At 68.2% G+C, this 23,190-nt stretch carries 23 protein-coding genes and 1 tRNA gene; 13 read left to right on the top strand and 11 right to left on the bottom strand.

The window, feature by feature from the left end:
• On the top strand, window positions 1–1,575 hold the full coding sequence (locus tag HQ306_RS07265; RefSeq protein ID WP_222630097.1) for a helicase HerA-like domain-containing protein: 1,575 nt from the start codon (window positions 1–3) through the stop codon (window positions 1,573–1,575).
• Window positions 1,576–1,579: 4 nt separating this feature from the next.
• Here HQ306_RS07265 and cmrA read toward each other — a convergent pair whose 3' ends face one another.
• Together cmrA and HQ306_RS07275 are read right to left on the bottom strand one after the other, a co-directional pair.
• Window positions 1,580–2,386, bottom strand: coding sequence for a mycolate reductase (cmrA, locus tag HQ306_RS07270; protein WP_222630100.1), 807 nt, complete (start codon window positions 2,384–2,386; stop codon window positions 1,580–1,582).
• Window positions 2,387–2,425: 39 nt separating this feature from the next.
• Window positions 2,426–4,438 (bottom strand): NADPH-dependent 2,4-dienoyl-CoA reductase, encoded by a 2,013-nt coding sequence (locus tag HQ306_RS07275; RefSeq protein WP_222630103.1) that lies wholly within the window; start codon window positions 4,436–4,438, stop codon window positions 2,426–2,428.
• Window positions 4,439–4,461: 23 nt separating this feature from the next.
• Here HQ306_RS07275 and HQ306_RS07280 point away from each other — a divergent pair, with 23 nt between their 5' ends.
• Together HQ306_RS07280 and HQ306_RS07285 are read left to right on the top strand one after the other, a co-directional pair.
• The gene (locus HQ306_RS07280; protein WP_235578968.1) at window positions 4,462–5,793 is read left to right on the top strand and encodes an MFS transporter; all 1,332 of its coding nucleotides are present in this window, start codon (window positions 4,462–4,464) and stop codon (window positions 5,791–5,793) included.
• Window positions 5,790–6,386, top strand: a complete 597-nt coding sequence (locus tag HQ306_RS07285; RefSeq protein WP_222630133.1) for a GyrI-like domain-containing protein — start codon at window positions 5,790–5,792, stop codon at window positions 6,384–6,386. The genes HQ306_RS07280 and HQ306_RS07285 overlap by 4 nt, the downstream gene beginning before the upstream one ends.
• Here HQ306_RS07285 and HQ306_RS07290 read toward each other — a convergent pair.
• Window positions 6,383–7,192, bottom strand: coding sequence for an alpha/beta fold hydrolase (locus HQ306_RS07290; protein WP_222630136.1), 810 nt, complete (start codon window positions 7,190–7,192; stop codon window positions 6,383–6,385). The genes HQ306_RS07285 and HQ306_RS07290 overlap by 4 nt on opposite strands.
• 20 nt (window positions 7,193–7,212) lie before the next feature.
• Window positions 7,213–7,890, bottom strand: a complete 678-nt coding sequence (locus tag HQ306_RS07295; RefSeq protein ID WP_222630139.1) for a TetR family transcriptional regulator — start codon at window positions 7,888–7,890, stop codon at window positions 7,213–7,215.
• A 202-nt stretch (window positions 7,891–8,092) separates the two neighbouring features.
• Here HQ306_RS07295 and HQ306_RS07300 point away from each other — a divergent pair, with 202 nt between their 5' ends.
• The 3 genes from HQ306_RS07300 to HQ306_RS07310 are packed head-to-tail and all read left to right on the top strand — an operon-like array spanning window position 8,093 to window position 10,716.
• Complete coding sequence (locus tag HQ306_RS07300; RefSeq protein WP_222630142.1) at window positions 8,093–9,214, top strand: ferredoxin reductase; 1,122 nt, start codon at window positions 8,093–8,095, stop codon at window positions 9,212–9,214.
• 30 nt (window positions 9,215–9,244) lie between these two features.
• On the top strand, window positions 9,245–10,456 hold the full coding sequence (locus HQ306_RS07305; RefSeq protein WP_027505619.1) for an acyl-CoA desaturase: 1,212 nt from the start codon (window positions 9,245–9,247) through the stop codon (window positions 10,454–10,456).
• 11 nt (window positions 10,457–10,467) lie between these two features.
• Window positions 10,468–10,716, top strand: coding sequence for a hypothetical protein (locus tag HQ306_RS07310; RefSeq protein ID WP_027505620.1), 249 nt, complete (start codon window positions 10,468–10,470; stop codon window positions 10,714–10,716).
• A gap of 190 nt (window positions 10,717–10,906) precedes the next feature.
• Here the strand turns inward: HQ306_RS07310 and HQ306_RS07315 are convergent, their stop codons facing one another.
• Complete coding sequence (locus tag HQ306_RS07315) at window positions 10,907–11,131, bottom strand: PASTA domain-containing protein (RefSeq protein WP_222630145.1); 225 nt, start codon at window positions 11,129–11,131, stop codon at window positions 10,907–10,909.
• 40 nt (window positions 11,132–11,171) lie between these two features.
• Between HQ306_RS07315 and HQ306_RS07320 the strand changes: the two genes are divergently transcribed.
• Entirely contained in the window at window positions 11,172–11,354 is a 183-nt protein-coding gene (locus HQ306_RS07320) for a hypothetical protein (protein ID WP_222630147.1), read from the top strand.
• 34 nt (window positions 11,355–11,388) lie between these two features.
• Here HQ306_RS07320 and HQ306_RS07325 read toward each other — a convergent pair whose 3' ends face one another.
• On the bottom strand, window positions 11,389–12,048 hold the full coding sequence (locus HQ306_RS07325) for an excalibur calcium-binding domain-containing protein (RefSeq protein ID WP_222630150.1): 660 nt from the start codon (window positions 12,046–12,048) through the stop codon (window positions 11,389–11,391).
• Between the two features lie 249 nt (window positions 12,049–12,297).
• Here HQ306_RS07325 and HQ306_RS07330 point away from each other — a divergent pair, with 249 nt between their 5' ends.
• The gene (locus HQ306_RS07330) at window positions 12,298–13,476 is read left to right on the top strand and encodes a winged helix DNA-binding domain-containing protein (protein ID WP_222630153.1); all 1,179 of its coding nucleotides are present in this window, start codon (window positions 12,298–12,300) and stop codon (window positions 13,474–13,476) included.
• Here HQ306_RS07330 and HQ306_RS07335 read toward each other — a convergent pair.
• Window positions 13,465–14,241, bottom strand: a complete 777-nt coding sequence (locus HQ306_RS07335) for a LuxR C-terminal-related transcriptional regulator (RefSeq protein ID WP_222630155.1) — start codon at window positions 14,239–14,241, stop codon at window positions 13,465–13,467. The genes HQ306_RS07330 and HQ306_RS07335 overlap by 12 nt on opposite strands.
• A 66-nt stretch (window positions 14,242–14,307) precedes the next feature.
• Between HQ306_RS07335 and HQ306_RS07340 the strand changes: the two genes are divergently transcribed.
• On the top strand, window positions 14,308–15,873 hold the full coding sequence (locus tag HQ306_RS07340; RefSeq protein WP_222630158.1) for an AMP-binding protein: 1,566 nt from the start codon (window positions 14,308–14,310) through the stop codon (window positions 15,871–15,873).
• Here HQ306_RS07340 and HQ306_RS07345 read toward each other — a convergent pair.
• The gene (locus tag HQ306_RS07345; RefSeq protein WP_222630174.1) at window positions 15,837–16,256 is read right to left on the bottom strand and encodes a DUF732 domain-containing protein; all 420 of its coding nucleotides are present in this window, start codon (window positions 16,254–16,256) and stop codon (window positions 15,837–15,839) included. The genes HQ306_RS07340 and HQ306_RS07345 overlap by 37 nt on opposite strands.
• A 40-nt stretch (window positions 16,257–16,296) precedes the next feature.
• Between HQ306_RS07345 and HQ306_RS07350 the strand changes: the two genes are divergently transcribed.
• The gene (locus HQ306_RS07350) at window positions 16,297–16,935 is read left to right on the top strand and encodes a YoaK family protein (protein WP_027505624.1); all 639 of its coding nucleotides are present in this window, start codon (window positions 16,297–16,299) and stop codon (window positions 16,933–16,935) included.
• Window positions 16,936–16,941: 6 nt separating this feature from the next.
• On the opposite strand, the gene HQ306_RS07355 is transcribed toward HQ306_RS07350, so the two are convergent.
• Window positions 16,942–17,017: transfer RNA gene (locus HQ306_RS07355), tRNA-Arg, on the bottom strand.
• A gap of 114 nt (window positions 17,018–17,131) precedes the next feature.
• Between HQ306_RS07355 and HQ306_RS07360 the strand changes: the two genes are divergently transcribed.
• Together HQ306_RS07360 and HQ306_RS07365 are read left to right on the top strand one after the other, a co-directional pair.
• Window positions 17,132–18,223 carry an XdhC/CoxI family protein gene (locus HQ306_RS07360; protein WP_261769430.1) on the top strand — a complete coding sequence of 364 codons (1,092 nt, stop codon included), beginning with the start codon at window positions 17,132–17,134 and terminating at the stop codon, window positions 18,221–18,223.
• A gap of 147 nt (window positions 18,224–18,370) precedes the next feature.
• Window positions 18,371–20,407: a cytochrome c oxidase assembly protein gene (locus HQ306_RS07365; protein ID WP_222630193.1), complete on the top strand. Its 2,037-nt coding sequence runs from the start codon at window positions 18,371–18,373 to the stop codon at window positions 20,405–20,407.
• Here HQ306_RS07365 and HQ306_RS07370 read toward each other — a convergent pair.
• Both HQ306_RS07370 and HQ306_RS07375 read right to left on the bottom strand, forming a co-directional pair.
• On the bottom strand, window positions 20,404–20,805 hold the full coding sequence (locus tag HQ306_RS07370) for a GtrA family protein (protein WP_155957030.1): 402 nt from the start codon (window positions 20,803–20,805) through the stop codon (window positions 20,404–20,406). The two genes, HQ306_RS07365 and HQ306_RS07370, sit on opposite strands and share 4 nt — an antisense overlap.
• A gap of 47 nt (window positions 20,806–20,852) precedes the next feature.
• Window positions 20,853–21,515 carry a TetR/AcrR family transcriptional regulator gene (locus HQ306_RS07375; protein WP_222630196.1) on the bottom strand — a complete coding sequence of 221 codons (663 nt, stop codon included), beginning with the start codon at window positions 21,513–21,515 and terminating at the stop codon, window positions 20,853–20,855.
• A 125-nt stretch (window positions 21,516–21,640) separates the two neighbouring features.
• Here HQ306_RS07375 and HQ306_RS07380 point away from each other — a divergent pair, with 125 nt between their 5' ends.
• Window positions 21,641–23,179, top strand: a complete 1,539-nt coding sequence (locus HQ306_RS07380) for an MFS transporter (protein ID WP_222630198.1) — start codon at window positions 21,641–21,643, stop codon at window positions 23,177–23,179.
• The last annotated feature ends 11 nt before the right edge of the window (window positions 23,180–23,190 follow it).

Raw genomic sequence — 23,190 nt, forward strand, 5'->3', positions numbered from 1 at the left:
ATGACGCAACCGACGGAGGGTGGCCGCGCGGCCGCGATCGCAGCGGGGTACGCCACGGAAGGTCCCGCCATCGAACTCGGCAGTGTGGTGCTGGACGGCGTCGCGGATCCGACCGCACGGGTCCGGTTACCGCTGAAAATGGTGAACCGTCACGGCCTCGTGGCCGGCGCCACGGGAACCGGCAAGACGAAGACCGTGCAGGTGATCGCCGAACAGCTCTCCGCGGCCGGTGTTCCGGTGGTGCTGGCCGACGTCAAGGGCGACCTCTCGGGACTGTCCGCTCCGGGCGCGGACTCGGACGGCCTGCGCGGCCGGGCCGGCGAGACCGGCGCGGACGGGTGGGCGCCCACGGGATTCCCGGTCGAGTTCCTCTCCCTCGGTACCGAGGGTGGCGCGGTGCCGGTACGCGCGACCATCACGGCGTTCGGCCCGATCCTGCTCAGCAAGGTGTTGCAGCTCAACGCGACTCAGGAGTCGACCCTCGGACTGATCTTCCACTGGGCGGACACGCAGGGGCTCGCGCTGCTCGACCTGAAGGATCTGCGTGCCGTCATCACGCACCTCACGAGCGACGAGGGCAAGGCCGACCTGAAGGGCATCGGCGGCGTCTCGTCGTCCACCGCCGGTGTCATCCTGCGGGCACTGGTGAACCTGGAGGCCGACGGCGGCGACACGTTCTTCGGTGAGCCGGAGATGCGGACGGAGGACCTGATCCGCACCGCACCGGACGGACGCGGCATCGTCACCCTCTTCGAACTCGGCGCTCTCGCAGCGCGTCCCGTCATGTTCTCCACGTTCCTGATGTGGGTGCTGGCCGATCTCTTCCAGACCCTGCCGGAGGAGGGGGACCTCGACGCACCGAAGCTGGTGTTCGTGTTCGACGAGGCACATCTGCTCTTCGCCGACGCGTCGAAGGCCTTCCTCCAGCAGGTCGAGCAGACCGTGAAACTGATCCGCTCCAAGGGTGTCGGCATCTTCTTCTGCACGCAGCTGCCGTCGGACGTTCCCGGGCCGGTGCTCTCCCAGCTCGGCGCGCGGGTGCAGCACGCGCTGCGCGCCTTCACCCCGGACGACCAGAAGGCGCTGACCAAGACGGTACGGACCTATCCCAAGAGTGCGGACTACGACCTGGAGGAGGCACTCACCACCCTCGGGACCGGCGAGGCGATCGTCACGGTGCTGTCCGAGCGGGGCGCGCCGACTCCCGTGGCCTGGACCAGGATTCGTCCGCCGCAGTCGCTGATGGACACCATCGGAACGGACGCGATCACGGCCGCCGCGACCGCCAGTCCGTTGTACGCGACGTACGGCACCACCGTCGACGGCGAGTCCGCGTACGAGTTGCTGAACGCACGGATGGCCCCCGAACCGACGCCGCAGCAGCCGGAGTTCCCGCCGCTGCCGCAGACCTACGACCTGCCGCCGCTGCCCGCGCCGGAGCCGGAAGGGCCGTCGGCCGCAGAACGCATCATGGCCAACCCCGCCGTGAAGAGCTTCCTGCGGTCGGCAGCCAGTGCGGCCGGTCGCGAGATCTCACGGAGCATCTTCGGGACCGGACGCCGCCGTCGGAGGTAGAAGGTCAGGAACCGCCGAGCTTCTTGTAGAAGCTGCCGATGATCGGAGCGCTGATCGAGCGCGGACTGTACTGGCCCGCAACGGACATGCCCTTGCTGAGGATTCCGGGAACGATGCGCATCTTGTTCTTCGCGAGCCCGTCGAGAGACAGCCGTGCCGTGTACGCGCTGTCGATCCACAGGAAGTCCGGCACCAGCTTGTCGACGATGGAGGCGTCCGCGGGATCGGGCGTCTCGGTGCGGACCGGGCCGGGTGCGAGGAGCGTGCAGTGCACGCCGGTGCCGGCGAGCTCCGATCGCAACGACTCGGAGAACGTGTTCACGAACGCCTTGGTGGCGGCGTAGGTCGCATTGTTGGGGATGGCCATGTTGCCCGCGGCCGAGCCGGTGACGAGGATGCCGCCGGCGCCGCGCTCGATCATGCCGGGCAGGACCGCCAGCGTGAGATCGTGCACCGCAACAGCATTGAGCTGCACCTGGGCGCGCTCGTAGGCGGGATCCAGCGCCGACACCGGACCGAAGGTGGCAATGCCGGCGTTGTTGCAGAGCACCGAGATGTCGCGGCCGGCCAGTTCGTCCGCCAGGGTCTGGCGTTGAACGGGATCAGACAGATCGTTCACGCGGACCTCGACGGTGACGCCGTGCTCGGCGGTCAGCTTCGCCGCCAGCGCCTCGAGCAACTCGCCTCGACGGGCGACGACGATCAGCGAATGACCACGGGCGGCGAGTTCGGTGGCGAGTGCTTCTCCGATGCCGGACGACGCTCCGGTGACGACGGCACGGGACTCTGCGGTGGGTGCGGGGAGGCTCACGGTCACCGAGGCTAGCGTGACGCTGCGGAGCACGCGACGTCAGAGGGCGGCCGCGAGGCGGGTCCCTTGTTCGATCGCCCGCTTCGCGTCCACCTCCGCCGCCACGTCGGCGCCGCCGATGACGTCGACTACTGTTCCCGCAGCTGTGAGATCGTCCAGAAGATCGCGCACCGACTCCTGACCGGCGCACACGACGATCGTGTCGACCTCCAGTGCGCGTGTCCGTCCGTCGACGGTGATGTGAAGTCCGTCGTCGTCGATCCGGTCGTACCGCACCCCCGACAACTGCGTCACGTTCCTGCTTCGCAGGGCAGCGCGATGCACCCAGCCGCTGGTCTTGCCGAGTCGCGTCCCGATCCGTCCCGCCGTCCGCTGCAGCAGGTACACCTCGCGAGCCGCGGGGGGAGCGACGGCGGTGGCCACGGCACCCGCGGCCGCCGGATCGTCGGTGACTCCCCATTCCCGACGCCACTCCGCGGTGTCCAGAGTCGAGGAGTGTTCCGTGGTGAGGAACTCGCAGACGTCGACACCGATGCCGCCGGCCCCGATGACGGCCACGCGCCTGCCGACGTCGCGGTGGCCGAGCACCGCCTCGGCGTACGTGACGACGCTGGGGTGATCGATGCCGGGAATGGACGGGATGCGCGGCACCACACCCGTGGCCAGGACGACGCGATCGAAGTGCACGAGGTCCGCGGCGCCGGCCGTCGTGCCGAGCCGAACGTCGACCGTCGCTGCGGCGAGTGCGTGGGTGAAGTAGCGGACCGTCTCGGCGAACTCCTCCTTGCCGGGGATGCGCTGCGCGATCGCGAACTGGCCGCCGATCTCGTCGCGCGCCTCGAAGAGGGTGACGCGATGACCACGCTGCCCCAGTGCGACCGCGGTGGCGAGTCCCGCCGGGCCGGCGCCGACGACGGCGACCGTTCTCGCGGAGCGAGTCGGGGACAGCACGAGTTCGGTCTCCCGCCCGGCCCGCGGATTGAGCAGGCAGGACGCCTTGCGGTGGACGAAGACGTGGTCGAGACAGGCCTGGTTGCAGGCGATGCACGTGTTGATCTCGTCCCGTCGGCCGTTCCTCGCCTTGAGCAGCCAGTCGGGATCCGCCAGCATCGGGCGGGCCAGCGACACCAGGTGCGCGCTGCCGTCGGCGAGCAGGCGTTCGGCGACCTCCGGCATGTTGATCCGGTTCGCCGCCGCCACCGGCACCGTCACCACCTCGGTGAGGCGGCGGGTGAAGTCGATGAACGCGGCCCTCGGTACGGACGTCACGATGGTGGGCACGCGCGACTCGTGCCAGCCGAAGTCGGAGTCGAACAGATCGATCCCGGCTCCTTCGAGTTCGGTGGCGAGTGCCACGATCTCCTCCCACGTCTGACCGTTCTCGACCAGATCGGCCAGCGAGATCCGGAACGAGAGCAGGAAGTCCGGTCCGACCGCTGCTCTGATGCGACGCACGATCTCCACCGGAAGGCGGCGCCGGTTCTCGGCGGACCCGCCCCATCGATCGGTGCGACGGTTCGTCCTCGGTGCGAGGAACTGGTTGAGGAAGTAGCCCTCGCCGCCCATGATCTCGACGCCGTCGTAGCCTGCGCGCTGCGCCAGGCGCGCGCACCGGACGTAGTGGCTGATCTGCCGTTCCACGCCCCGATCGGTGAGGCCGCGGGCGCGGAACGGGGTGATCGGCGACTTTCCACCCGACGCACTCACCGAGAGCGGATGGTAGGAGTAGCGGCCCGCGTGCAGGATCTGCAGCACGATCCGACCACCCTCGCGGTGCACGGCATCGGTCACGCGTCGGTGGCGACGGGCCTCGAGACGGTTGGTCAACTTGGCCGCGAACGGCAGCAGCCAGCCGGTGCGATTGGGGGAGTAGCCCCCGGTGACGACGAGTCCCACACCACCTCGGGCGCGCTCGGCGAAGTACGCGGCGAGCTTCTCGACGTCCTTCGCCCGATCCTCGAGTCCAGTGTGGATCGAACCCATCATCACCCGGTTGGGCAACGTCGTACGACCGACCGTGATCGGCGACAGCAGAACAGGGAAGTCGGTCATCTCGGCACCCTATGCTGCGAGACATGGTGGTCGTGGGCGCGCCCGGTGTCGTGACGAAGAAGCAGGTGCTGGCGTGGGGTTTCTGGGACTGGGGCGGCGCCGCCTTCCAGGCCGTGATCCTCACGTTCGTGTTCTCGGTGTACCTGACCGACTCGGTGGGTGCCGATCTGCCCGGCGGAGTGTCCGCCACGTCGTGGTTGGGGTGGTCGCTCGGCATCGCCGGAGTTCTGGTCGCGGTCCTGGCTCCCGTCTCCGGTCAGCGCAGCGATGCCAGAGGTCGCCGCAAACGGCTCCTCTTCGTACTGTCGACCGCGACCGTCGTGTGCATGGCGGCACTGTTCTTCGTGAAGGACGACTACCACTACCTGTGGCTGGGCCTGATCCTGCTGTCCGTCGCCTCGGTGCTCTTCGAGGTGGCGCAGGTGCCCTACACCGCGATGCTGCGTCAGGTCTCGACGCCCGACAATCTGGGTCGGGTGTCCGGATTCGGCTGGGCGATGGGCTATTTCGGCGGCATCGTCCTGCTGCTTATGTGCTACTTCGGGTTCATCGCCGGCGACGGCGACGAGCGGGGCCTGCTGGGCATCACCACCGAGGACGGCCTCAACATCCGGCTCGTGGCGCTGCTCGCGGCGGTGTGGTTCCTCGTGTTCTCGCTTCCCGTGCTCTTCGCGGTTCCCGAACTCCCCGTCACCGACCCCGAGGCGGCGGCCGCGCGAGCCGGCTACCTCGAGTCGTACCGCGTGCTGTGGCGCGATGTGTCCGAGCTGTGGCGCACCGACCGCCGCACCGTGTGGTTCCTCGTCGCGAGCGCTCTGTTCCGTGACGGTCTGGCCGGGGTCTTCACCTTCGGAGCGGTGTTGGCCGTCACCGTGTACGGCATCTCCAGTGCCGACGTGCTGCTCTTCGGGGTCGCCGCCAACGTCGTCGCCGCACTCGGCGCCGTCGTCGCGGGGCGTGTCGACGACGTGCTGGGGCCCAAGCTCGTCATCGTCGTCTCGCTCGTGTCGATGATCGTCGCCGGGCTGGTCCTGCTCGCCGTCTCGGGTCCCCTGATGTTCTGGATCTTCGGACTGATCCTGTGCCTGTTCGTCGGACCCGCACAGTCGGCGTCGCGCACCTTCCTGACCCGCATAGTCCCGCCCGGCCGGGAAGGCCAGATGTTCGGCCTCTACGCCACGACGGGACGCGCGGTCTCGTTCCTCGCTCCGAGCCTCTTCGGACTCTTCGTCTTCCTCTTCGACGCGGATCGGGCCGGCATCATCGGCATCGTGCTGGTGCTGGCGGCCGGGCTACTGGCCCTTCTCCGCGTCGCGGCACCCGAGGGTGATCGGGGGAGGGACGCGGCGGCGTGAAGGTCGACCACAAGAAGGAGATCGCGACGTACAGCGCTCGACTCGGGGTGTTCGACGTGGTCGAGGTGCCGCCCCTGCAGTACCTCACGATCGACGGGGACGGTGATCCGAACACGACCGCCTGGACCGACGCGGTGTCGTCTCTGTATCCGCTCGCGTACGGCCTGAAGTTCCTCGGCAAGCGTGAACTCGGCAGAGACCACGTGGTGATGCCGCTCGAAGCGCTGTGGTGGGCGGACGACTGGGCGTCGTTCACCCGCGAGCGGGACCCGTCGCGATGGCGATGGACCGCGATGATCATGACCCCCGACTGGATCACGGCCGAGCATCTGGAGGCCGTCCGCGAACAGAAGGCGGGCCCGCGGACAGGCGACGTGCGCCTGATACGTCTCGACGAGGGGCTGTGCGTGCAGACGCTGCACGTCGGGTCCTACGAGGACGAGGCGCCGGTGCTCGCGCACATGCACGACGTCGTCGTCCCGGCGCACTCGCTCCGAATGACAGGACGTCATCACGAGATCTATCTCGGCGACCCACGGCGTGTGGTGGCCGACAAGCTGAGAACGATTCTGCGACAACCGGTCACGCGCTAACGCGCGAGGATCTCGTCCGCCAGACGGTCCGGATCGTCCTCGGGCACCCAGTGGCTGACACTCAACTCGACGAACTCGTACGGGCCGGTGACGTGCTGGGCGCAACGCTCGGCGGCGGCGCGGCCGACCGCCGTGTCCTGGTTACCCCACACGTAGGTGGTCGGCACCTCGACGGACGGGAGATCCGCGAAGTCGCGCGTCATGGCGCGGTACCACTCCAGCGCGGCGGTGAGCGTGTCACGTCGGCCGACCACCGGAAGATGCTGCGCGACGATCGTCGGATCGGCGGCACCGGAGAACATGGCGATCAACCGGCGGGCGTCGTCCTCGAGCAGCAGATCCTCCGCCTTGCCGGGCTGACGGAAGAGAGTCATGTACTCGCTGCGCTTCTTCTGGTCCTCGTCTTCGCGGATCGCCCACCCGAAGGCGGCCGGGTGCGGGACGGACACTGCGGTGAGGGTGCGCACGCGATCCGGATGCAGCGCCGCGACGTACCAGGCGACGATCGACCCCCAGTCGTGCCCGACGAGATCGACTGCCGCGAAGCCCAGTTCGTCGAGCATTCCGATGACGTCGGCGACCAGCAGATCGATGCGGTAAGCGTCGGTACCGATCGGACGGGCACCGGGGGAGTACCCGCGCTGGTTCGGCACGACGACGTCGCGGCCCGCGTCCGCCATGCGGATCGCCACGTCGCGCCAACTCGCGGACGTCTCGGGAAAACCGTGCAGGAGAAGGGCCGGGCGGTCGCCGGGGGTTCCGTAGCGGTCCGCGTCGAAGGTCAGGTCACCGACTGAGATCTGCATGGGGAAAGGCTATCGGGTCCTCACGCTCCGAGGGCGGCTGCCGACGTCCGTGCGCCGCGGACGTTCCGAGGCTGCCACTGGCCCATTCCCAGCATGATCACGCGCAGCTGGGACAGCGCGCGTTCGACGATGTCGCGTTCGGCCGCGCCGGCGGGCGTCACCTCGACCAGGTCCACCACCGTCGCCAGCATCGTGTTGACGATGAGGTCGGCGACCATCTCGAGATCATCGCCGGGCCACGACGACAGGGCGGAGATCCGGGACAGGTCCTGAGTGAGCTCGTGCACGATCATTCGCAGTTCGGTCTCGATCGCGCGCCGGACCTCCACCACCCCGCCGGACCGCTCGCGGATGAGGAAGCGGAACTGGACGTCGTGTTCGCGGATCTCGCCCACCAGCAGTTCGAGCGACTCGCGCGCGTTGTCCGCGGACGGGTGACGACGGACGTCGCGCAGGATCTTGCGAAGGACGCGCATGCTGTCCTCGACGACCGCGACTCCGAGGTCCTCCATCGACGCGAAGTGGCGGTAGAAGGCTGTCGGTACGATTCCTGCCGCGCGCGTGACCTCCCGCAGGCTCACGCTGGAGAAACTGCGGTCCGCGATGGCGTCCAGCGTTCCGTCCACGAGTGCCCGCCGGGTGCGTTCCTTGCGTTCGGCCCTGCTGGCCGTCGTGGAACCTACGGAATTCTCGGACATTCCTCGACATTAACCGACATCGGTGTATGGGTGTGCACTTCCGCCGCGCGAGAGCCTGGCGGGTCACTGCTGCTCACGGTACGTGTCCGTCGTCACATTGGCCTTGAAAGTTGCCGGTACGGGCTGTCACACTCGGTTCCAGTGAACGAGTGTGCACTGGAGAAGTGATCCGGTCACCGGCCCGTCATTCGAGGAGGACGACTTGAGCATCGCCACCACACCCACAGCGCGCGGCCGTCGCAGTTCGCTGCTGTCCAGGTTGCGGCCCCGGTTGCTCGAGACGCTGACGACGCCGCACGCGGTCGATCGGTACCTCGAACTCGTCGACCCCATGATGACTGTCGACGACATGCGCGCCGAGGTGGTGGCCGTCCGTCACCAGACTGCCGACACCGTCACGCTGACGCTGCGCCCCACGTGGCAGTGGAAGGGGTTCTCCGCCGGCCACTTCGTGCAGATCGGTGTCGTGGTCGACGGCGTCCGGCACACGCGTTGCTACTCCCCGGCAGGTACCGCCGGAACCGACGACGACACGATCGAGCTCACCGTCAAGGCTCAGCCCGACGGCATCGTGTCCAATTACCTGGTCGCCTCGGCGAAGCCCGGTCTCGTGGTCAATCTCGCGCCGGCCACGGGCACCTTCGAGCTCCCGAGCCCGCGGCCGGACCACGTTCTGCTGATCAGTGGTGGAAGCGGCATCACCCCGGTGATGTCGATGCTGCGCACGCTGGTGCACGAGGGGTACACCGGACGCGTGGCGTTCCTGCACTACGCCTACACGGAGAACGACGTCTGCTACCGCGCCGAACTCGACCGCATCGCGGCCGAGAACGACAATGTGGACGTTCTGTACGCGTACACCGATCAGCAGAACGGTGGTCATCTGCACGGATTCTTCGACACCGAGCATCTGAACGTCGCAGCACCCTGGCACGCCTCGGCGCAGACGTTCCTGTGCGGGCCGCCCGGGTTGATGAAGGGTGTCAGGTCGGTGTTCGACGAACTCGGACTCTCCGAGTCGTTGTTCTCGGAGGAGTTCGTCACCGCAGTTCCGGTCGTCGACGGGGATGCCTCGGGAACCGTGTCGTTCTCGGGTTCGTCCGTCGAGGCGGAGAACGACGGCGCCACCCTCCTGGAGCAGGCCGAGAATGCCGGGCTGACACCGGAATTCGGCTGCAGGATGGGAATCTGCTTCACCTGCACGGCAATCAAGAAGTCGGGATGCACCCGCAACGTCAAGACCGGTGAGCTCGACTCCGATCCGGACAACGAAATCCAGCTCTGCATCTCCGTCCCCGTGGGCGACGTCGACATCGACGTCTGACCCATCCACATACTCGAAGAGGAGGTCACCATGTTCGGACTCTCACTGTCCTTTCTCCCGTTCATCGGTTCCAGCTCGGCGCCCGACACCGCGACGTCCGGCGTCGACGTGATGGACGAGCCGGGAACCGACGGACCTGTCGTCCTGAGCTACGAAGCCGTGGAGGAACTCGGACGCAAGCTCGACGACCTGCGCGCCCGCACCGTCGCGGATCTGGGTCAGGAGGACCGCGACTACATCTTCAAGATCATCAAGGCGCAGCGCGGACTCGAGGTCGCCGGTCGCGGACTGATGTACTTCGGCTTCTTCCCGCCGGCCTGGATCGCCGCCGTCAGCGCCCTGAGCCTGTCGAAGATCCTCGACAACATGGAGATCGGTCACAACGTCATGCACGGCCAGTACGACTGGATGCGTGAGCCGGGCCTGAACTCCAAGGTCTTCGAGTGGGACAACACCTGCCCCGGTGACCAGTGGCGCCACTCGCACAACTACATGCACCACACGTACACCAACATCCTCGACATGGACCGCGACATCGGTTACGGCATCCTGCGGATGGACAGCGCGCAGAAGTGGAACCCGTACTACCTGGGCAACCCGATCTACGCGTTCCTGCTCATGACCTTCTTCGAGTGGGGCGTCATGATGCACGACCTGGAGGCCGAGAACGTCATCCAGGGCAAGCGCAAGTGGCACGACGTCAAGCCCCTGCTCGAGGGCTGGTGGAAGAAGGCCGGACGACAGGTCCTCAAGGACTACATCGTCTTCCCCGCGCTGACCGGGCCGATGTTCGTCCCGACGCTGGTGGGCAACTTCACCGCCAACATCGTCCGCAACGTGTGGGCATACTCGATCATCTTCTGCGGCCACTTCCCGACGGGCGTGCAGACGTTCACCGTCGAGGAGACCGCGCAGGAGACCCGCGGCCAGTGGTACGTGCGTCAGATGCTCGGCTCCGCGAACATCGAGGGTGGGGACCTGTTCCACATCATGTCCGGCAACCTCTCGCACCAGATCGAGCACCACCTCTTCCCCGACCTGCCCGCGCACCGCTACCCGCAGATCGCACCCGAGGTCAAGGCGCTCTGTGAGGAGTACGGCCTTCCGTACAACACTGGTGGCTTCTTCCATCAGATCGGTACTGTGTGGGGCAAGATCTTCCGACTCGCCCTTCCCGACCGGTTCACCGGTGTGGACAAGGTGACCGGTGTGATCATCGAGCGCGAAAAAGCTGCAGCCTGAGAGGTAGTGCCATGGTCGGCAAGTTCGAACGCAACAAGGACACCGTGCAGGAACTGACCGAGTCCGCGGCGACCCACGTCGGACGCATCGCGGTCATCATCGCCACGGCAGTCCGCGACGTCACCCGCGAGATCGGTGACCTCGTCACCGACGGCATCGAGATGAGGGAAGCGTCGCGCCGGGCACAGTCCGACACGCGCACCTTCGAGGTGATCGAGGGGGACTTCGAGGAGTCGTCCAGGCGGTCGAACGGTCGCTGACCCTCACGACGGCGCCGCACCCATGACGGGTGCGGCGCCGTTGTCGTGTGGGGGTGCCGGCTCGGTCGTTGCCGTTGCGCTCCGCGGTTGCCAAGCGGCCGGTGCGCGGTTGCCGGGCGCAGCGCGCGGTGGAGCGCGCAGGGTGTGGAGTGCGCGGAGCGACGGGCGGTGCGCGCGGCGGTGGGTTCCGTCAGGAACAGTCGCCCGGTTCGCCGAGCTTCACCACCGACAACACCGCTTCCCCCTCGGTGACCAGTGCGCCCGGCTCCGGGCTTTGTGCCACCACCGACCAGTTCGCGTCGAGGACCTGATTCCTGCCGGCGCCGGTCGCATCGTCGCTTCTGGAGTAGAAGACCCCGGCGGCTTGGATCAGATCTTGAGCGTCCTGCAAGTTCATGCAGACCACCGCCGGCATGGATGCCGGCGCTGCCACAGGTGCGGGAGCTGGAGCAGACGTGACCACTGCGGGAGGTTCCGCCACCGCTGAAGTAGTGGCCGGTACGCGTGACGCTGTCGCCTCAACGGTGACCGTCTCTGTCGATGTTTCGACCGTGGTGGTGGTTCCGGAGTCGCTTTCGCTGCCGCACGCCGTGATCATCAGTGCCGAAATCGCCGTGAACGCAAGCACTGCCGCGTGACGACGCCTCGAAGGCCGTCTCGTCCTGTCCAGTGTCATCGCGTCGGCTCGCAGCCGACACCGTCGTTGTCGCGATCGAGCCCGGCGCGGTAGCCGGGCTGACCGCGCAGCACGGGTGCTGCGCCACGTGCTCGAGCATCGTCGCAATTCTCGTAGTAGACGCCGCTCGGCTGAGGTGCTGCCTGCGGACGGGGTTGCGGTGCCGGGGTACCGCAGTTCGCCGACCACAAGCCTGCACCGACCTGGCGAGCGCCGTTCTCGGCATCTCGAATTTCCGCGGAGCGCGACACCTCTCCGCTCGCCCTTGCGGCGCCGGCGCGGGTGGCTTCCACGTTGTGATTCCACCCGTCCACGCGAACTATGTAGGCGGGAAGCTCTCCAGAGGCGTCGGCACCGCCGAGTGACGGATCGACGATCACGGCGACGAGCTGCCGCTCGAGTGCGGATCGCGTGAAGTCCCGCGACTGGGGTCCGTAGCATTCGTTCAGCTCGGGAGCGTCAGCTCCTGCGATTCGCACGGTGATCGCACCGCGGGTCACGTCGACGACGCGAACAGAGTCGCCGTCGACGACCTCGGTCACGAATGCGGACGGAAGGGTCGGAGCAGGATCGGCCGACGCGGGCGCGGCTACTGCAAGGGCGACGACGACGGCGCCGCAGGACACCACGCCGACACCGGCAATAAAGCGCTTCATTGAGGGACCTCGGTCTAAGGGGGTGTTTAAGAACGGCTGATAGTAACCAGACCGCGGGGTTCGAGAGGATGCTTTCGCGAGGTTTGCGACTTTGCCGGGCGCAGCGCGCGGTGGAGCGCGCAGGGTGTGGAGTGCGCGGAGCGACGGGCGGTGCGCGCGGGGAGCACCCGAAGCGGGGCGCACCCGACAAGCACCCGAGCAGCGCCCAGCTTGGGTGCGCACGGGAGCGGGGTCGGTCAGACTAAGCCGATGAAGGTGACGGACGAGGAGCGGCGCCACCTGCTGGTGCGCCGTCATGCGGTCGGCGCGGGTATGACGCTGACGCCGGCGGAGGTGACGACGCGACTGGTTGCCCTGCACGCGACGGATCCGGCCACTGTGTCTCTGCAGGTGCTGGCGCGGTCGACCACGGCGACGCTCGATGCCATGCGCGACGCGATGTACACCGATCACAGCCTGGTGCGGGTGATGGCGATGCGGCGCACGTTGTTCGTCATCGACAGGACGTTCATGCCGATCGTGCAGGCCGGCGCGAGCGCGGGAGTGGCGCGGACTCTGCGAACTCGCCTCGTCAAACAACTGTCGACCATGCCGACGGATCCGGTGATCGACGACGTGCCGACGTGGCTGGACCGGGTGGAGCGCGATGTCGATGCGGCGCTCGCGGCAGCGGGAACCGCCACGGGAGCCGAATTGTCCACGGCTGTACCGCAGTTGCGTACCGCGTTCCTCCCGACGACGGACAAGGCATACGACGTCCGGCGTTACGTGACGTCGCAGGTGCTGACCCTGTTGTCGGCCGAAGGTCGGATAGTTCGGGTGGAACCTCGGGGTTCGTGGACTTCTCGCCACCACACGTGGGCGCCCGTCGCCTATTGGTGGCCCGACGGCGTACCGGATATGGACGAAGCGGAGGCGCGTGTCGAATTGGCACGCGCGTGGCTCGAGTCGTTCGGTCCGGCGACCATGGACGATCTGCAGTGGTGGACGGGCTGGAACAAGGGTCACACCACGAAGGCGGTGGCGGCGCTGGACACGGTGGAAGTCGAGCTCTCCTCAGGACCGGGAATCATGCTCCGCGACAGCGATATCGACGGAATGCACGGTGGGGTCGCGCTGCTGCCGGCTCTCGACGCGACGCCGATGGGCTGGAAGGACCGCCGCTGGTTCCTGCCGGACGAGTACCGACCGGACCTGTTCGACACCTTCGGCAATGTCGGCCCCACCGTGTGGTCGAACGGCCGGGTGGTCGGCGGCTGGGCCGTACGCGGCGCCGGTGAGGTGGTGTTCCGGTTGTTCGAGAAGGCCGACGAGGAGCAGGTCGCGGCGGAAGCTGCACGTCTCGAGGCCCATCTCGACGGCGCGTCCATCACCCCGACCTTTCCGACTCCGCTCGAGAAGGCGCTGCGGACAGGATCAGGGAACTAGGCCTGCACGCCGGGCGGCGTGCGCGGCTTCGTGTCTGGTCGACGCGTCGAGCTTGGCCATGATCGACTTCATGTAGCTCTTGACTGTGGACACGGTGAGGCCGAGCTCCTCGGCGATGGCGATGTTCGACCGGCCCAGCGCCACCAGCGACAACACGTCCCGTTCGCGGGCCGTCACGTGCGGAGCGGACGGTATCGGTGCGGCGGGTTCCAGGAAGGCGCGCATCGAGTCGAGCACGGACGTGAGCTCGGGTGCGTCCGACCGTGCCGCGACCGCCCGCAGCCGCGTGTACGTCTGACGGACGTCCTCGCGCAGCCGGTCGGCATCGCGCCGCGCCTCGTCGACGGCGAGGTCCTGGCCCAGAACCCCCGCTTCGAGGGTCAGCACGTCGAGCACGCGATCCCCGATGTGGCCGGCCGTGTGCATCGCGCCGTAGAGCACGCCGACGGCTGTCCGCCCGACGACGACTGGGGCGGCGATCATGGCGCGCAGGCCCTCGGCGGAGATGATGGCGTCGTATCGGTGGCTGATCTTCGGAGTCCGCATGTAGTCGTCGAGCGCGACGGTGCGATTGACCTGCAACACCTTGCCGCCGAGACCGTGACCTGCCTCGAGTTCGACACCGTCGAGCGCCCCGACGGACTGCCCGGCGAAATGGCGCAGCGTCAATCGCCGTCCCGCGGTCATGACTCCGCCGAAAGCGAGCGTGACGCCCGAACCGACGCGCAACCGGTCCACGGCGGCGTCGAAATGTGTGTCGATCATGTTCTCCGTCTTCCTACCCTCTTCGGAGGGTATCGGGCCGCGAGTGTTCCGCGCCACACTCTCACCATGACGACCTTGACCGACGATGTCGCACGCCTGCTGGCGACCTACGGATCCGCCGACGCCGACCTCGCCGCCCTGCTGTGCGACGACCACGACCCGGCGGCGATCGCGTTCACCTTCATCGAAGGCGATCTCACGGCGCGCGACCTCACCTACGGCGAGCTGCACGAGCTGTCGGCGCGATTCGCGACGGGCCTCGCCGAGATGGGCGTCGGCCGGGGTGACCGCGTGGGAGTGTTGATGAGCAAGCGGCTCGAACTGGTCGTCGCCCTGCTCGGGCTCTGGCGACTCGGCGCGGTGCACGTCCCGCTGTTCACCGCCTTCGCTACTCCGGCGATCGCGATGCGCGTCGAGGCCGCGCAGGCGCGCGTCGTCATCACCGAGACCGACCAGCGCGAGAAGCTCGACTCGATCGAGGGCATCACGGTGATCGAGACGGGGGAGGGCTTCGACGCTCTGGTTCGTGAGCACGAGCCGATGGTGGCCTCAGTGGCCGTGGGCGGCGACGGTGTGATGATCCAACTCTTCACCAGCGGCACGACGGGAAAGCCGAAGGGCGTGCCGGTGCCCGTGTCGGCGCTGGCGTCGTTCGTCGCCTACATGACCTACGGCCTCGACGTGTCCGAGGACGACGTCTTCTGGAACGCCGCCGACCCCGGCTGGGCCTACGGGCTCTACTACGCCATTCTCGGCCCGATGGCGATGGGCCGTCGCAGTCTGATGCTGCATGCCGGCTTCACCCCCGCGCTCACGGTCGCGGTGATGCAGAAGTTCGAGGTCACCAACTTCGCGGCGGCGCCGACGGTGTACCGGAGCCTGAGCAAGGACCCGTCGGTCGGTGGCATCACGTTGCGACGGGCGTCGTCGGCGGGGGAGCCGCTGACGCCGGACGTTCTGGTGTGGTCGGAGTCGGCGCTCGGCGTGCCGGTGCGTGATCACTATGGTCAGACCGAGCACGGGATGGTCATCGTCAACGCCTGGCACGACGCGGTGCGTGAGCCGCTGATCCCGGGTTCGATGGGAAAGCCGTTGCCGGGCTTCACCGCCGGAGTCGTCGAGGATCAGATCGGCTTCGAGGTGGCGGGCAGCCCGCTGATGTGGTTCACCGGATACGTCGACGCTCCCGACAAGACTGCCGAACGGTTCACCGACGACGGGTCCTGGTACCTGACGGGCGATGCCGGACGCATCGAGAACGGCTCCTACTTCTTCTCCGCGCGTAACGACGACGTCATCATCATGGCCGGCTACCGGATCGGGCCCTTCGACGTCGAAAGCGTTCTCGTGGAACACCCGTCGGTCATGGATGTGGCGGTGGTGGGCCAACCCGACGACATCCGCGGAGAGGTGATCGAGGCGTACGTCGTTCTGGCGGAGGGCGTCTCGGGTACCGCCGAGTTGGAGTCCGAGCTGCAGCAGCTGGTGAAGTCCAACTTCGCCGCGCACGCCTACCCGCGCACGGTGCACTTCGTCGACGCACTGCCCAAGACGCCCAGCGGCAAGGTGCAGCGCTTCCTGCTGCGCCGGAGCCGTCAGCCGGGCAGCAGCGCCCGGAACTCGGGGCAGTAGGCGCCGATCGCGGTACCGACGATGGCGCCCGCGGCGCTCTCGTCCCATTTGCCGCGGCTGCCCGTCGTGACGGCGTCCACCTCGGCGATCACCGGCTGCCCCTGCTGCAGTTCGGCGCAGATGCCGCGCCCGAGAATCTTCATCGTCTCCGGGTCGGTGTACTCGATGGCGCCACTGTCCAACCCTGCGATGAAGAGGTCGTCCGCGGCGACGGCGTCGGGCCCCGTCGGCACGGAGGGACCGGCCACCGACGGCGTGCTGGGCGCCTCGGACGTCGAGGTCGCCGGAGCCGGGTCGTCGGCCGGGGGTGTCGCCGGGTCACCGCCGCACCCCGCCACGCTCAGAGTCGCGAGGAGGAGAAGGGTAGCGGCGCGGCGGGTCACCGGTGCGACGTTACCGCTCTCGTGGTGATCCAATGACCGCGTGAAGCGCACCCACGACCGCCGCCGCGATGCCCACGTGGCGCTGGGTCTCGCCGCTGTGGCGGGCTTCGTCGACGCCGTCGGCTTCCTCGCTCTCGGCGGCTTCTTCGTCTCTTTCATGACGGGCAACACCACTCGGGCGGCCGTCGAACTCACTGCGGGACATCTCGGTGCGGCGTCCGTCGGGCTCGTGGTGATCGTGTCGTTCGTGGGCGGGGTCGTCACCGGGTCGCTCGTCGGCGACCTTGCCGGCCGGCGACGTAAGACGGTCGTCCTCCTGCTCGTCGCGGTACTGCTGGCGGCGGCCGGCGTCGTGCACCTCGGCGGCGGCGCGACCCTGGTGTCCGCTCTGATCGTGGCGGCAGCGATGGGCGCCGAGAACGCGGTGTTCGAGCGGGACGGCGGCATCAGCCTCACGTACATGACCGGGACGCTCGTGACCATGGCACGCACGATCGCCGCTCGGATCCAGGGGCGCAGCTCGGAATCCTGGGTCCGCCCGTTGTTGATGTGGGCTGCGCTCGCGGGCGGAGCGATTCTCGGCGCCGCGGCCTTCGCGATCGTCGGACTCGGCGCACCCGTGGTGGCGCTGATCGCGGTGCTCGTGGCTGCCGTCGTCGTCTTCTCGATGGGCGAATGAGCGCCGTGGTGCCCCCGGCAGGATTCGAACCTGCGACCAAGGGATTAGAAGGCCCTTGCTCTATCCCCTGAGCTACGGAGGCGTGCATCAGTGTCCGATGCGCCGTCGAGTGTAGCGAGGCGCTGCGCCCTGCCCGGGCCGGAGGTGCGGCTTAGACTTCTCGCTCCGAGGGAAGGCAGCAGGCGTGCAGGACGTGATGGACCAGGTGCTCGCGGCGTGGCGCGCGGGGGAGTCCGTGGGCGTGGGCACCGTGGTGCGCACGTTCCGATCGGCACCGCGTCCGCCGGGTGCGTCGATGGCTGTGCTCGCGGACGGCAGAGTCGTCGGGTCGGTGTCCGGTGGCTGCGTCGAGGGCGCGGTGTACGAGGCCGCGCAGAACGGTGAGGCGGGTCTGCATCGCTACGGAGTCAGCGACGACGATGCGTTCGCGGTGGGTCTGACCTGCGGAGGCATCCTCGACGTCTTCGTCGAGACCGTGTCCCGATCCTCCTTTCCGGAGCTCGGTGCGGTGGCGTCGGCGATCGCGGAGCACCGGCCGGTCGCGGTGGCCACTGTCATCGAGCACCCCGATGCTGCGCGGGTCGGTTCTCGCCTGGTCGTCGACCCGGTGGCGGCGTCCGGCACGCTCGGGTCGCCCCGCGCGAATGCCGCGGTGATCGACGACGCCCGTGGCCTTCTCGAAGCGGGCCGCACCGACGTCCTGCACTACGGCCCCGACGGTCAGCGGCGCGGCGAGGGAATGACGGTGTTCGTGAACTTCTTCACGCCCCGTGCTCGCATGATCGTGTTCGGTGCGATCGACTTCGCGTCGGCGGTGGCGCGTCAGGGTGCGCTGCTCGGCTATCGCGTGACCGTCTGCGATGCGCGGCCGGTGTTCACGACAACCGAGCGATTCCCGACGGCCGACGAGGTGGTCGTCGAGTGGCCGCACCGCTACCTCGAGCGACTGCAGGCCGAGGGTGAGATCGACGAGCGCACCGTGATCTGCGTACTGACCCACGACCCCAAGTTCGACGTGCCGCTGCTCGAGGTGGCGTTGCGGCTGCCCCGCGTCGGCTACGTGGGTGCGATGGGGTCGCGGCGAACCCACGACGATCGGGTCGCGAGACTGCGCGAGGTGGGAATCGGCGACGACGAGCTCGCGCGACTGTCGTCCCCGATCGGGCTCGACCTCGGCGCCCGGACACCGGAGGAGACGGCGGTGTCGATCGCGGCGGAGATCGTCGCGAGGCGGTGGGGCGGGAACGGACGGCCGCTGGGGGAGCGCGAGGGACGCATTCACCATTGACGCCCCTCGCGAGTACGTCCGAACTGCTGCTGCAGCACGGAGGATCACGACGTTTCCGGCGTACTCGCCGGAGGGGGTGACGTGTGAGTTGCGCGTCTACTACGTCCCGTAGGTGCTGCGATTCCGGTCACCTCCTACCCTGGAGGTATGGCAACGACTGAGGCACCGCGTTCCGCGACCGCGGAACCGGACGGTGGGGCGCGACGAGCCGGATCGGCAGGCGTGTTCGCGAGTGCCGGACTGATCGCCGCGGTGGTGGCCGGCCTGATCGTCGCGCTGTCCGCATCGCAGGCGTTGGTCCTGCTCGGCATCCCGGATCCGGGTCCGGTGACGACGTACGGTCTGCCCGCTGTGCGCGCGCTCGGGGAGGTCGCGGCCGTCATCGCCGTGGGCTCTCTGCTGCTCGCAGCCTTCCTCGTGCCGCCGCAGAGATCGGGCGTCCTCGACATCGACGGCTATCGCGCGCTGCGCACCGCGTCGTCGGCGGCAATCGTGTGGGCGGCCTGCGCGATCGTGCTGGTGCCGCTGACCCTCTCGGACACGTCCGGTCAGCCGGTGTCCGAGGCGCTGCGTCCCGAGAACCTGTGGTCGGGCCTGTCGCAGATCGAGTTGGCCCGCGCGTGGCAGTGGACCGCGATCATCGCGATCGTGCTCGCACTCGGGACACGTGCCGTGCTGCGGTGGTCGTGGACGCCGATCCTGCTGGTGGTCGCGCTCGGCTCGCTCATGCCTCTCGCACTGTCGGGGCACTCGTCGTCCGGTGGATCGCACGACGTCGCCACCAACAGCCTCATCCTGCATCTTCTCGCCGCGTCGCTCTGGGCGGGCGGACTGTTCGCCGTCCTGGCGCACGCCCGTCGCGCCGGCGCGCACACCGATGTCGCGGCGCGCCGCTTCTCCGCGGTCGCCACGGTGGCGTTCGTGGTCATGGGTGTCAGTGGAGTGGTCAACGCCTTCGTCCGCGTCGAGCCCGCAGATCTGTTCGACACCACCTACGGCCGACTCGTACTCGCCAAGGTCGTTGCCCTGGTCGTCCTCGGCGTGTTCGGCTACACCCAGCGTCGACGCGCCCTGCCCGCGCTCGCCGCGGACCCGGCGTCGCGCGCGAATCTCGTGCGTTTCGCCGGTGCCGAGGTACTGGTCTTCGCGGCCACGATCGGGCTCGCGGTCGGACTCTCCCGGACACCGCCCCCGCTGGGGAGCGCTCGGGAGCTGACGCTCACCGAGGCGGAGTTGGGGTACGACCTCACCGCGCCCCCGAGCCTCGAGCGTTTCCTCTTCGACTGGCGGTTCGACCTGATCTTCGGCACCGCCGCCGTCGTCATGGCCGTCGTCTACCTCCTCGGCGTTCGTCGACTGCGGGCCCGTGGCGACGCATGGCCGGTGGGTCGCACGATCGCCTGGGTCCTGGGCTGCGCGACGCTGCTGTTCGCGACGTCATCGGGTGTCTACCGCTACTCGATGGCGATGTTCAGCGTGCACATGGGCTCGCACATGGTGCTGTCGATGCTCACCCCGGTGCTGCTCGCGCTCGGCGGCGGCGTGACCCTGGCCCTACGGGTGCTGCCGGCGGCCGGCCGGGACGGTGTGCCGGGACCGCGCGAGTGGATCCTCGAGGCCCTGCACAGCCCGGTGTCCCGGTTCCTCACCCAGCCCCTGGTCGCGGCCGTCATCTTCGTGGGTGGCTTCTACGCGCTCTACCTCGGCGGCATCTACGGCGCGACCGTCGACTCGCACGGCGCCCACCTGCTGATGAACGCGCACTTCCTGCTGAGCGGCTACCTGTTCTACTGGGTCGTCATCGGCGTCGATCCGGCACCGCGTCGACTGTCGCCCGTGACCAAGCTGGCGATGGTGTTCGGATCGCTGCCGTTCCATGCCTTCTTCGGTATCGCGCTGATGAGCACCGAGACGGTGATGGGCCAGACCTTCTTCCGCGGCCTGTCGCTGCCGTGGAACTCCGACCTCCTGGCGGATCAGCGACTCGGCGGCGGCATCGCGTGGGCGACGGGCGAGATCCCGCTGATCCTCGTCATGCTGGCGTTGCTGGTGCAGTGGTCCAACACGGACCGGAAGGAAGCAGTCCGCACGGACCGGGCGGCCGATCGCGACGACGGCGCGGACCTCGCGGCGCACAACGCGATGTTCGCGGAGCTGGCGCGCCGCGAGCGTGAGCGCAGTTAGAAGACCAGACCGCGCAGGGCGAGGAAGCGGAGCCCGCCGACGAGGGCGGTGACTCCGACCAGGATCAGGGCCGACAACGCGGCGCCGGCGGTCGGCAGTGCGACGTCGAGCGCTGTCAGCGCTGCGGTGCTGGCGCCCAGACCGATGAGTGCCAGTCCGCCGCCCTCCCACTGCGCGGTGAACCAGCCCACCCGATCGGCAGCGTGGAACGTGAGACGGCGGTGCAGTTCGTTGGCGAGAACGGTCGACGCCACTGCTCCGACGGCATTGGCCACGATGGAACCCTCGCTGTGCATCGCGACGAACACGGCGACGTAGAGGACGTTGCTGAGCCCGCCGACCAGTGCGAAGCGGACCAACTGGGGGAACGCTCCGTCACTGCGCAGCGCCACCAGCATCGGATGCCCGCGGTGCGAGGGAAGCACGGGGGAGACCACGTTGTCGATCACGACGCCCTCCCGTGCAACCTGCTCTTGACGCTGACGATCTCGTCCGGTGTCAGCGCTCGACCCGGCAGGGGCACCGACCGGTCCGGCACCGCCGCGAGGGAATCGATCACCAGGGCGAAATAGCGTCGCCAGTTGTCCTCGTCCACCTCGTCTGCAACCTCGGCGCCGGCCACGATCATCCGCACAAGGGTGAAGAGGTCGCCGGGCTGCACGTCCGGGCGGAGCTTCCCGGCTTTCTGGGCGCGCTGGATGAGAGTGTTGATGGTCGGTTCGAGCTTGGACCGGACTGCCGCGATGCGGTCGAGGCCGTCGTCGCACCCGAGGACGACGTGACCGAGACCACGGTCCGCGGCCATGTGTCGACACATGAATTCGAAGAAATCGACCATCGCAGCCCAGGGATCGTCGGCCTCCGCGGCCACCTCTGCGCGGCTGAGCACGTCGACCAGACGCTGCTCGAGGATGCCGTCGATGAGTTCCTGCTTGTTGGCGAACCGCCGGTACACGGTGCCCACACCCACCCCGGCGCGCGCAGCGACATCGTCGAGCGTGATCTCAAGACCCTTGCGTGCCAACAACTCTCGCGCACAGTCGATGATCTTGAGCTTGTTCCGCTCGGCGTCCGCTCGAAGCGGCTTCGCCGCTGTGGTGGGTTTCACAGTCCGTTTCGTCCTGGTTCGTCGGTTAACCGGAGGGCATACCTCCGCATCGCTGCTATCGTCTTGCTATCCGGAGCGTACGCCTCCGTATAGCTCCATTTCACGCCGTACCGAAGCGAGGATCAATGTCTTCCACCACATCCGACGTCGGAAACGTCCAACCGACGATTCGGTCGAGCGCGCACGACGCGCCCGACCGCACTCGCTGGCTCATCCTGGGCGTACTCGGCCTGGCCCAGCTGATGGTCGTGCTCGACGCGACCGTCGTGAACATCGCGCTTCCCGCCGCACAGCTCGATCTCGGCTTCGGCAACGCGGACCGCTCGTGGGTGGTCACCTCCTACGCTCTGGCATTCGGCAGCCTCCTGCTGCTCGGTGGTCGACTCAGTGACCTCTTCGGTCGCCGCACCACGTTCCTCGTGGGACTCGTCGGCTTCGCGGTGATGTCCGCCGTCGGCGGCGCAGCCGTCAACTTCGGCATGCTGGTCGCGGCCCGTGCGGGACAGGGTGTCTTCGGCGCCCTGCTCGCTCCCGCAGCGCTGTCCCTGCTGACCACGACGTTCACGGATCCGAAGGAACGTGCGAAGGCGTTCGGCATCTTCGGCGCGGTCGCCGGTGCCGGCGGCGCCATCGGCCTGCTTCTCGGCGGTGTGCTCACGGAGTGGGCGAACTGGCGCTGGAGCCTGTACGTCAACTTGATCTTCGCGGGAATCGCGTTCGTCGGCGGCTTCCTCCTGCTGGCCAAGCACCGCGCCACCGAGCGTCCGGTACTCGACATCCCCGGCACCCTCACCGTGTCCGCGGCGCTGTTCTCCATCGTCTACGGATTCGCGCACGCCGAGTCCGACGGATGGAGCAACGCGGTGACCATCGGTTTCCTCGCGGTCGGTGTGGTCCTGCTCGGTGTCTTCGTCTACCTGCAGACGCGGGCGACGCATCCGCTTCTCCCGCTGCGCATCGTGCTCGACCGCACCCGCGGCGGCGCGTACCTCGCGGTGTTCGTCATCGGTGCCGGCATGTTCGCCGTGTTCCTGTTCCTCACGTACTACCTGCAGAGCACGCTCGGCTACACGCCCATCACCACCGGGTTCGCGTTCCTGCCGATGATCGCGACCCTCGTGGTCACGGCCACCGTCGCGACGTCGGTCATCCTGCCGCGCTTCGGGCCTCGCGTTCTCATGTCCGCCGGCATGCTGATCGCGTCGGCTGGCATGGCCCTGCTGACCCAGATCTCGATCGACAGTTCCTACGCCGCGCACATCCTGCCGAGCCTGCTCGTCATGGGCGTGGGCATGGGCGCCACGATGGCCCCGGCCATGCAGGGCGCCGTGTCCGGAGTCTCGCCGGACGACGCCGGCGTCGCCTCCGCGACCGTCAACACGATGCAGCAGATCGGCGGATCCATCGGTACGGCGCTGCTCAGCACCATCGCGGCGACGGCAGCGACGAACTACGCGACCGACAACCAGGCGGCCGTGGCTCAGGCCGCGGATCCGCAGGCCGCCGCGACGCTGCTCCGGATGAACGCGGAGATCGCCAGCTACACCACGACGTTCTGGTGGGCGTCGGGCATCTTCCTCGCCGGCTCGGTGATGGCAGCGCTGCTCGTCCGCTCGGGCAAGCTGCCCGACGGACCCGAGGGTGCCACCGTCGTCGCTCACTGACGTACACAGTC

Origin of the sequence: Rhodococcus sp. BP-160 (assembly GCF_019836205.1) — a bacterium.
Classification (GTDB): Bacteria; Actinomycetota; Actinomycetes; order Mycobacteriales; family Mycobacteriaceae; genus Rhodococcoides.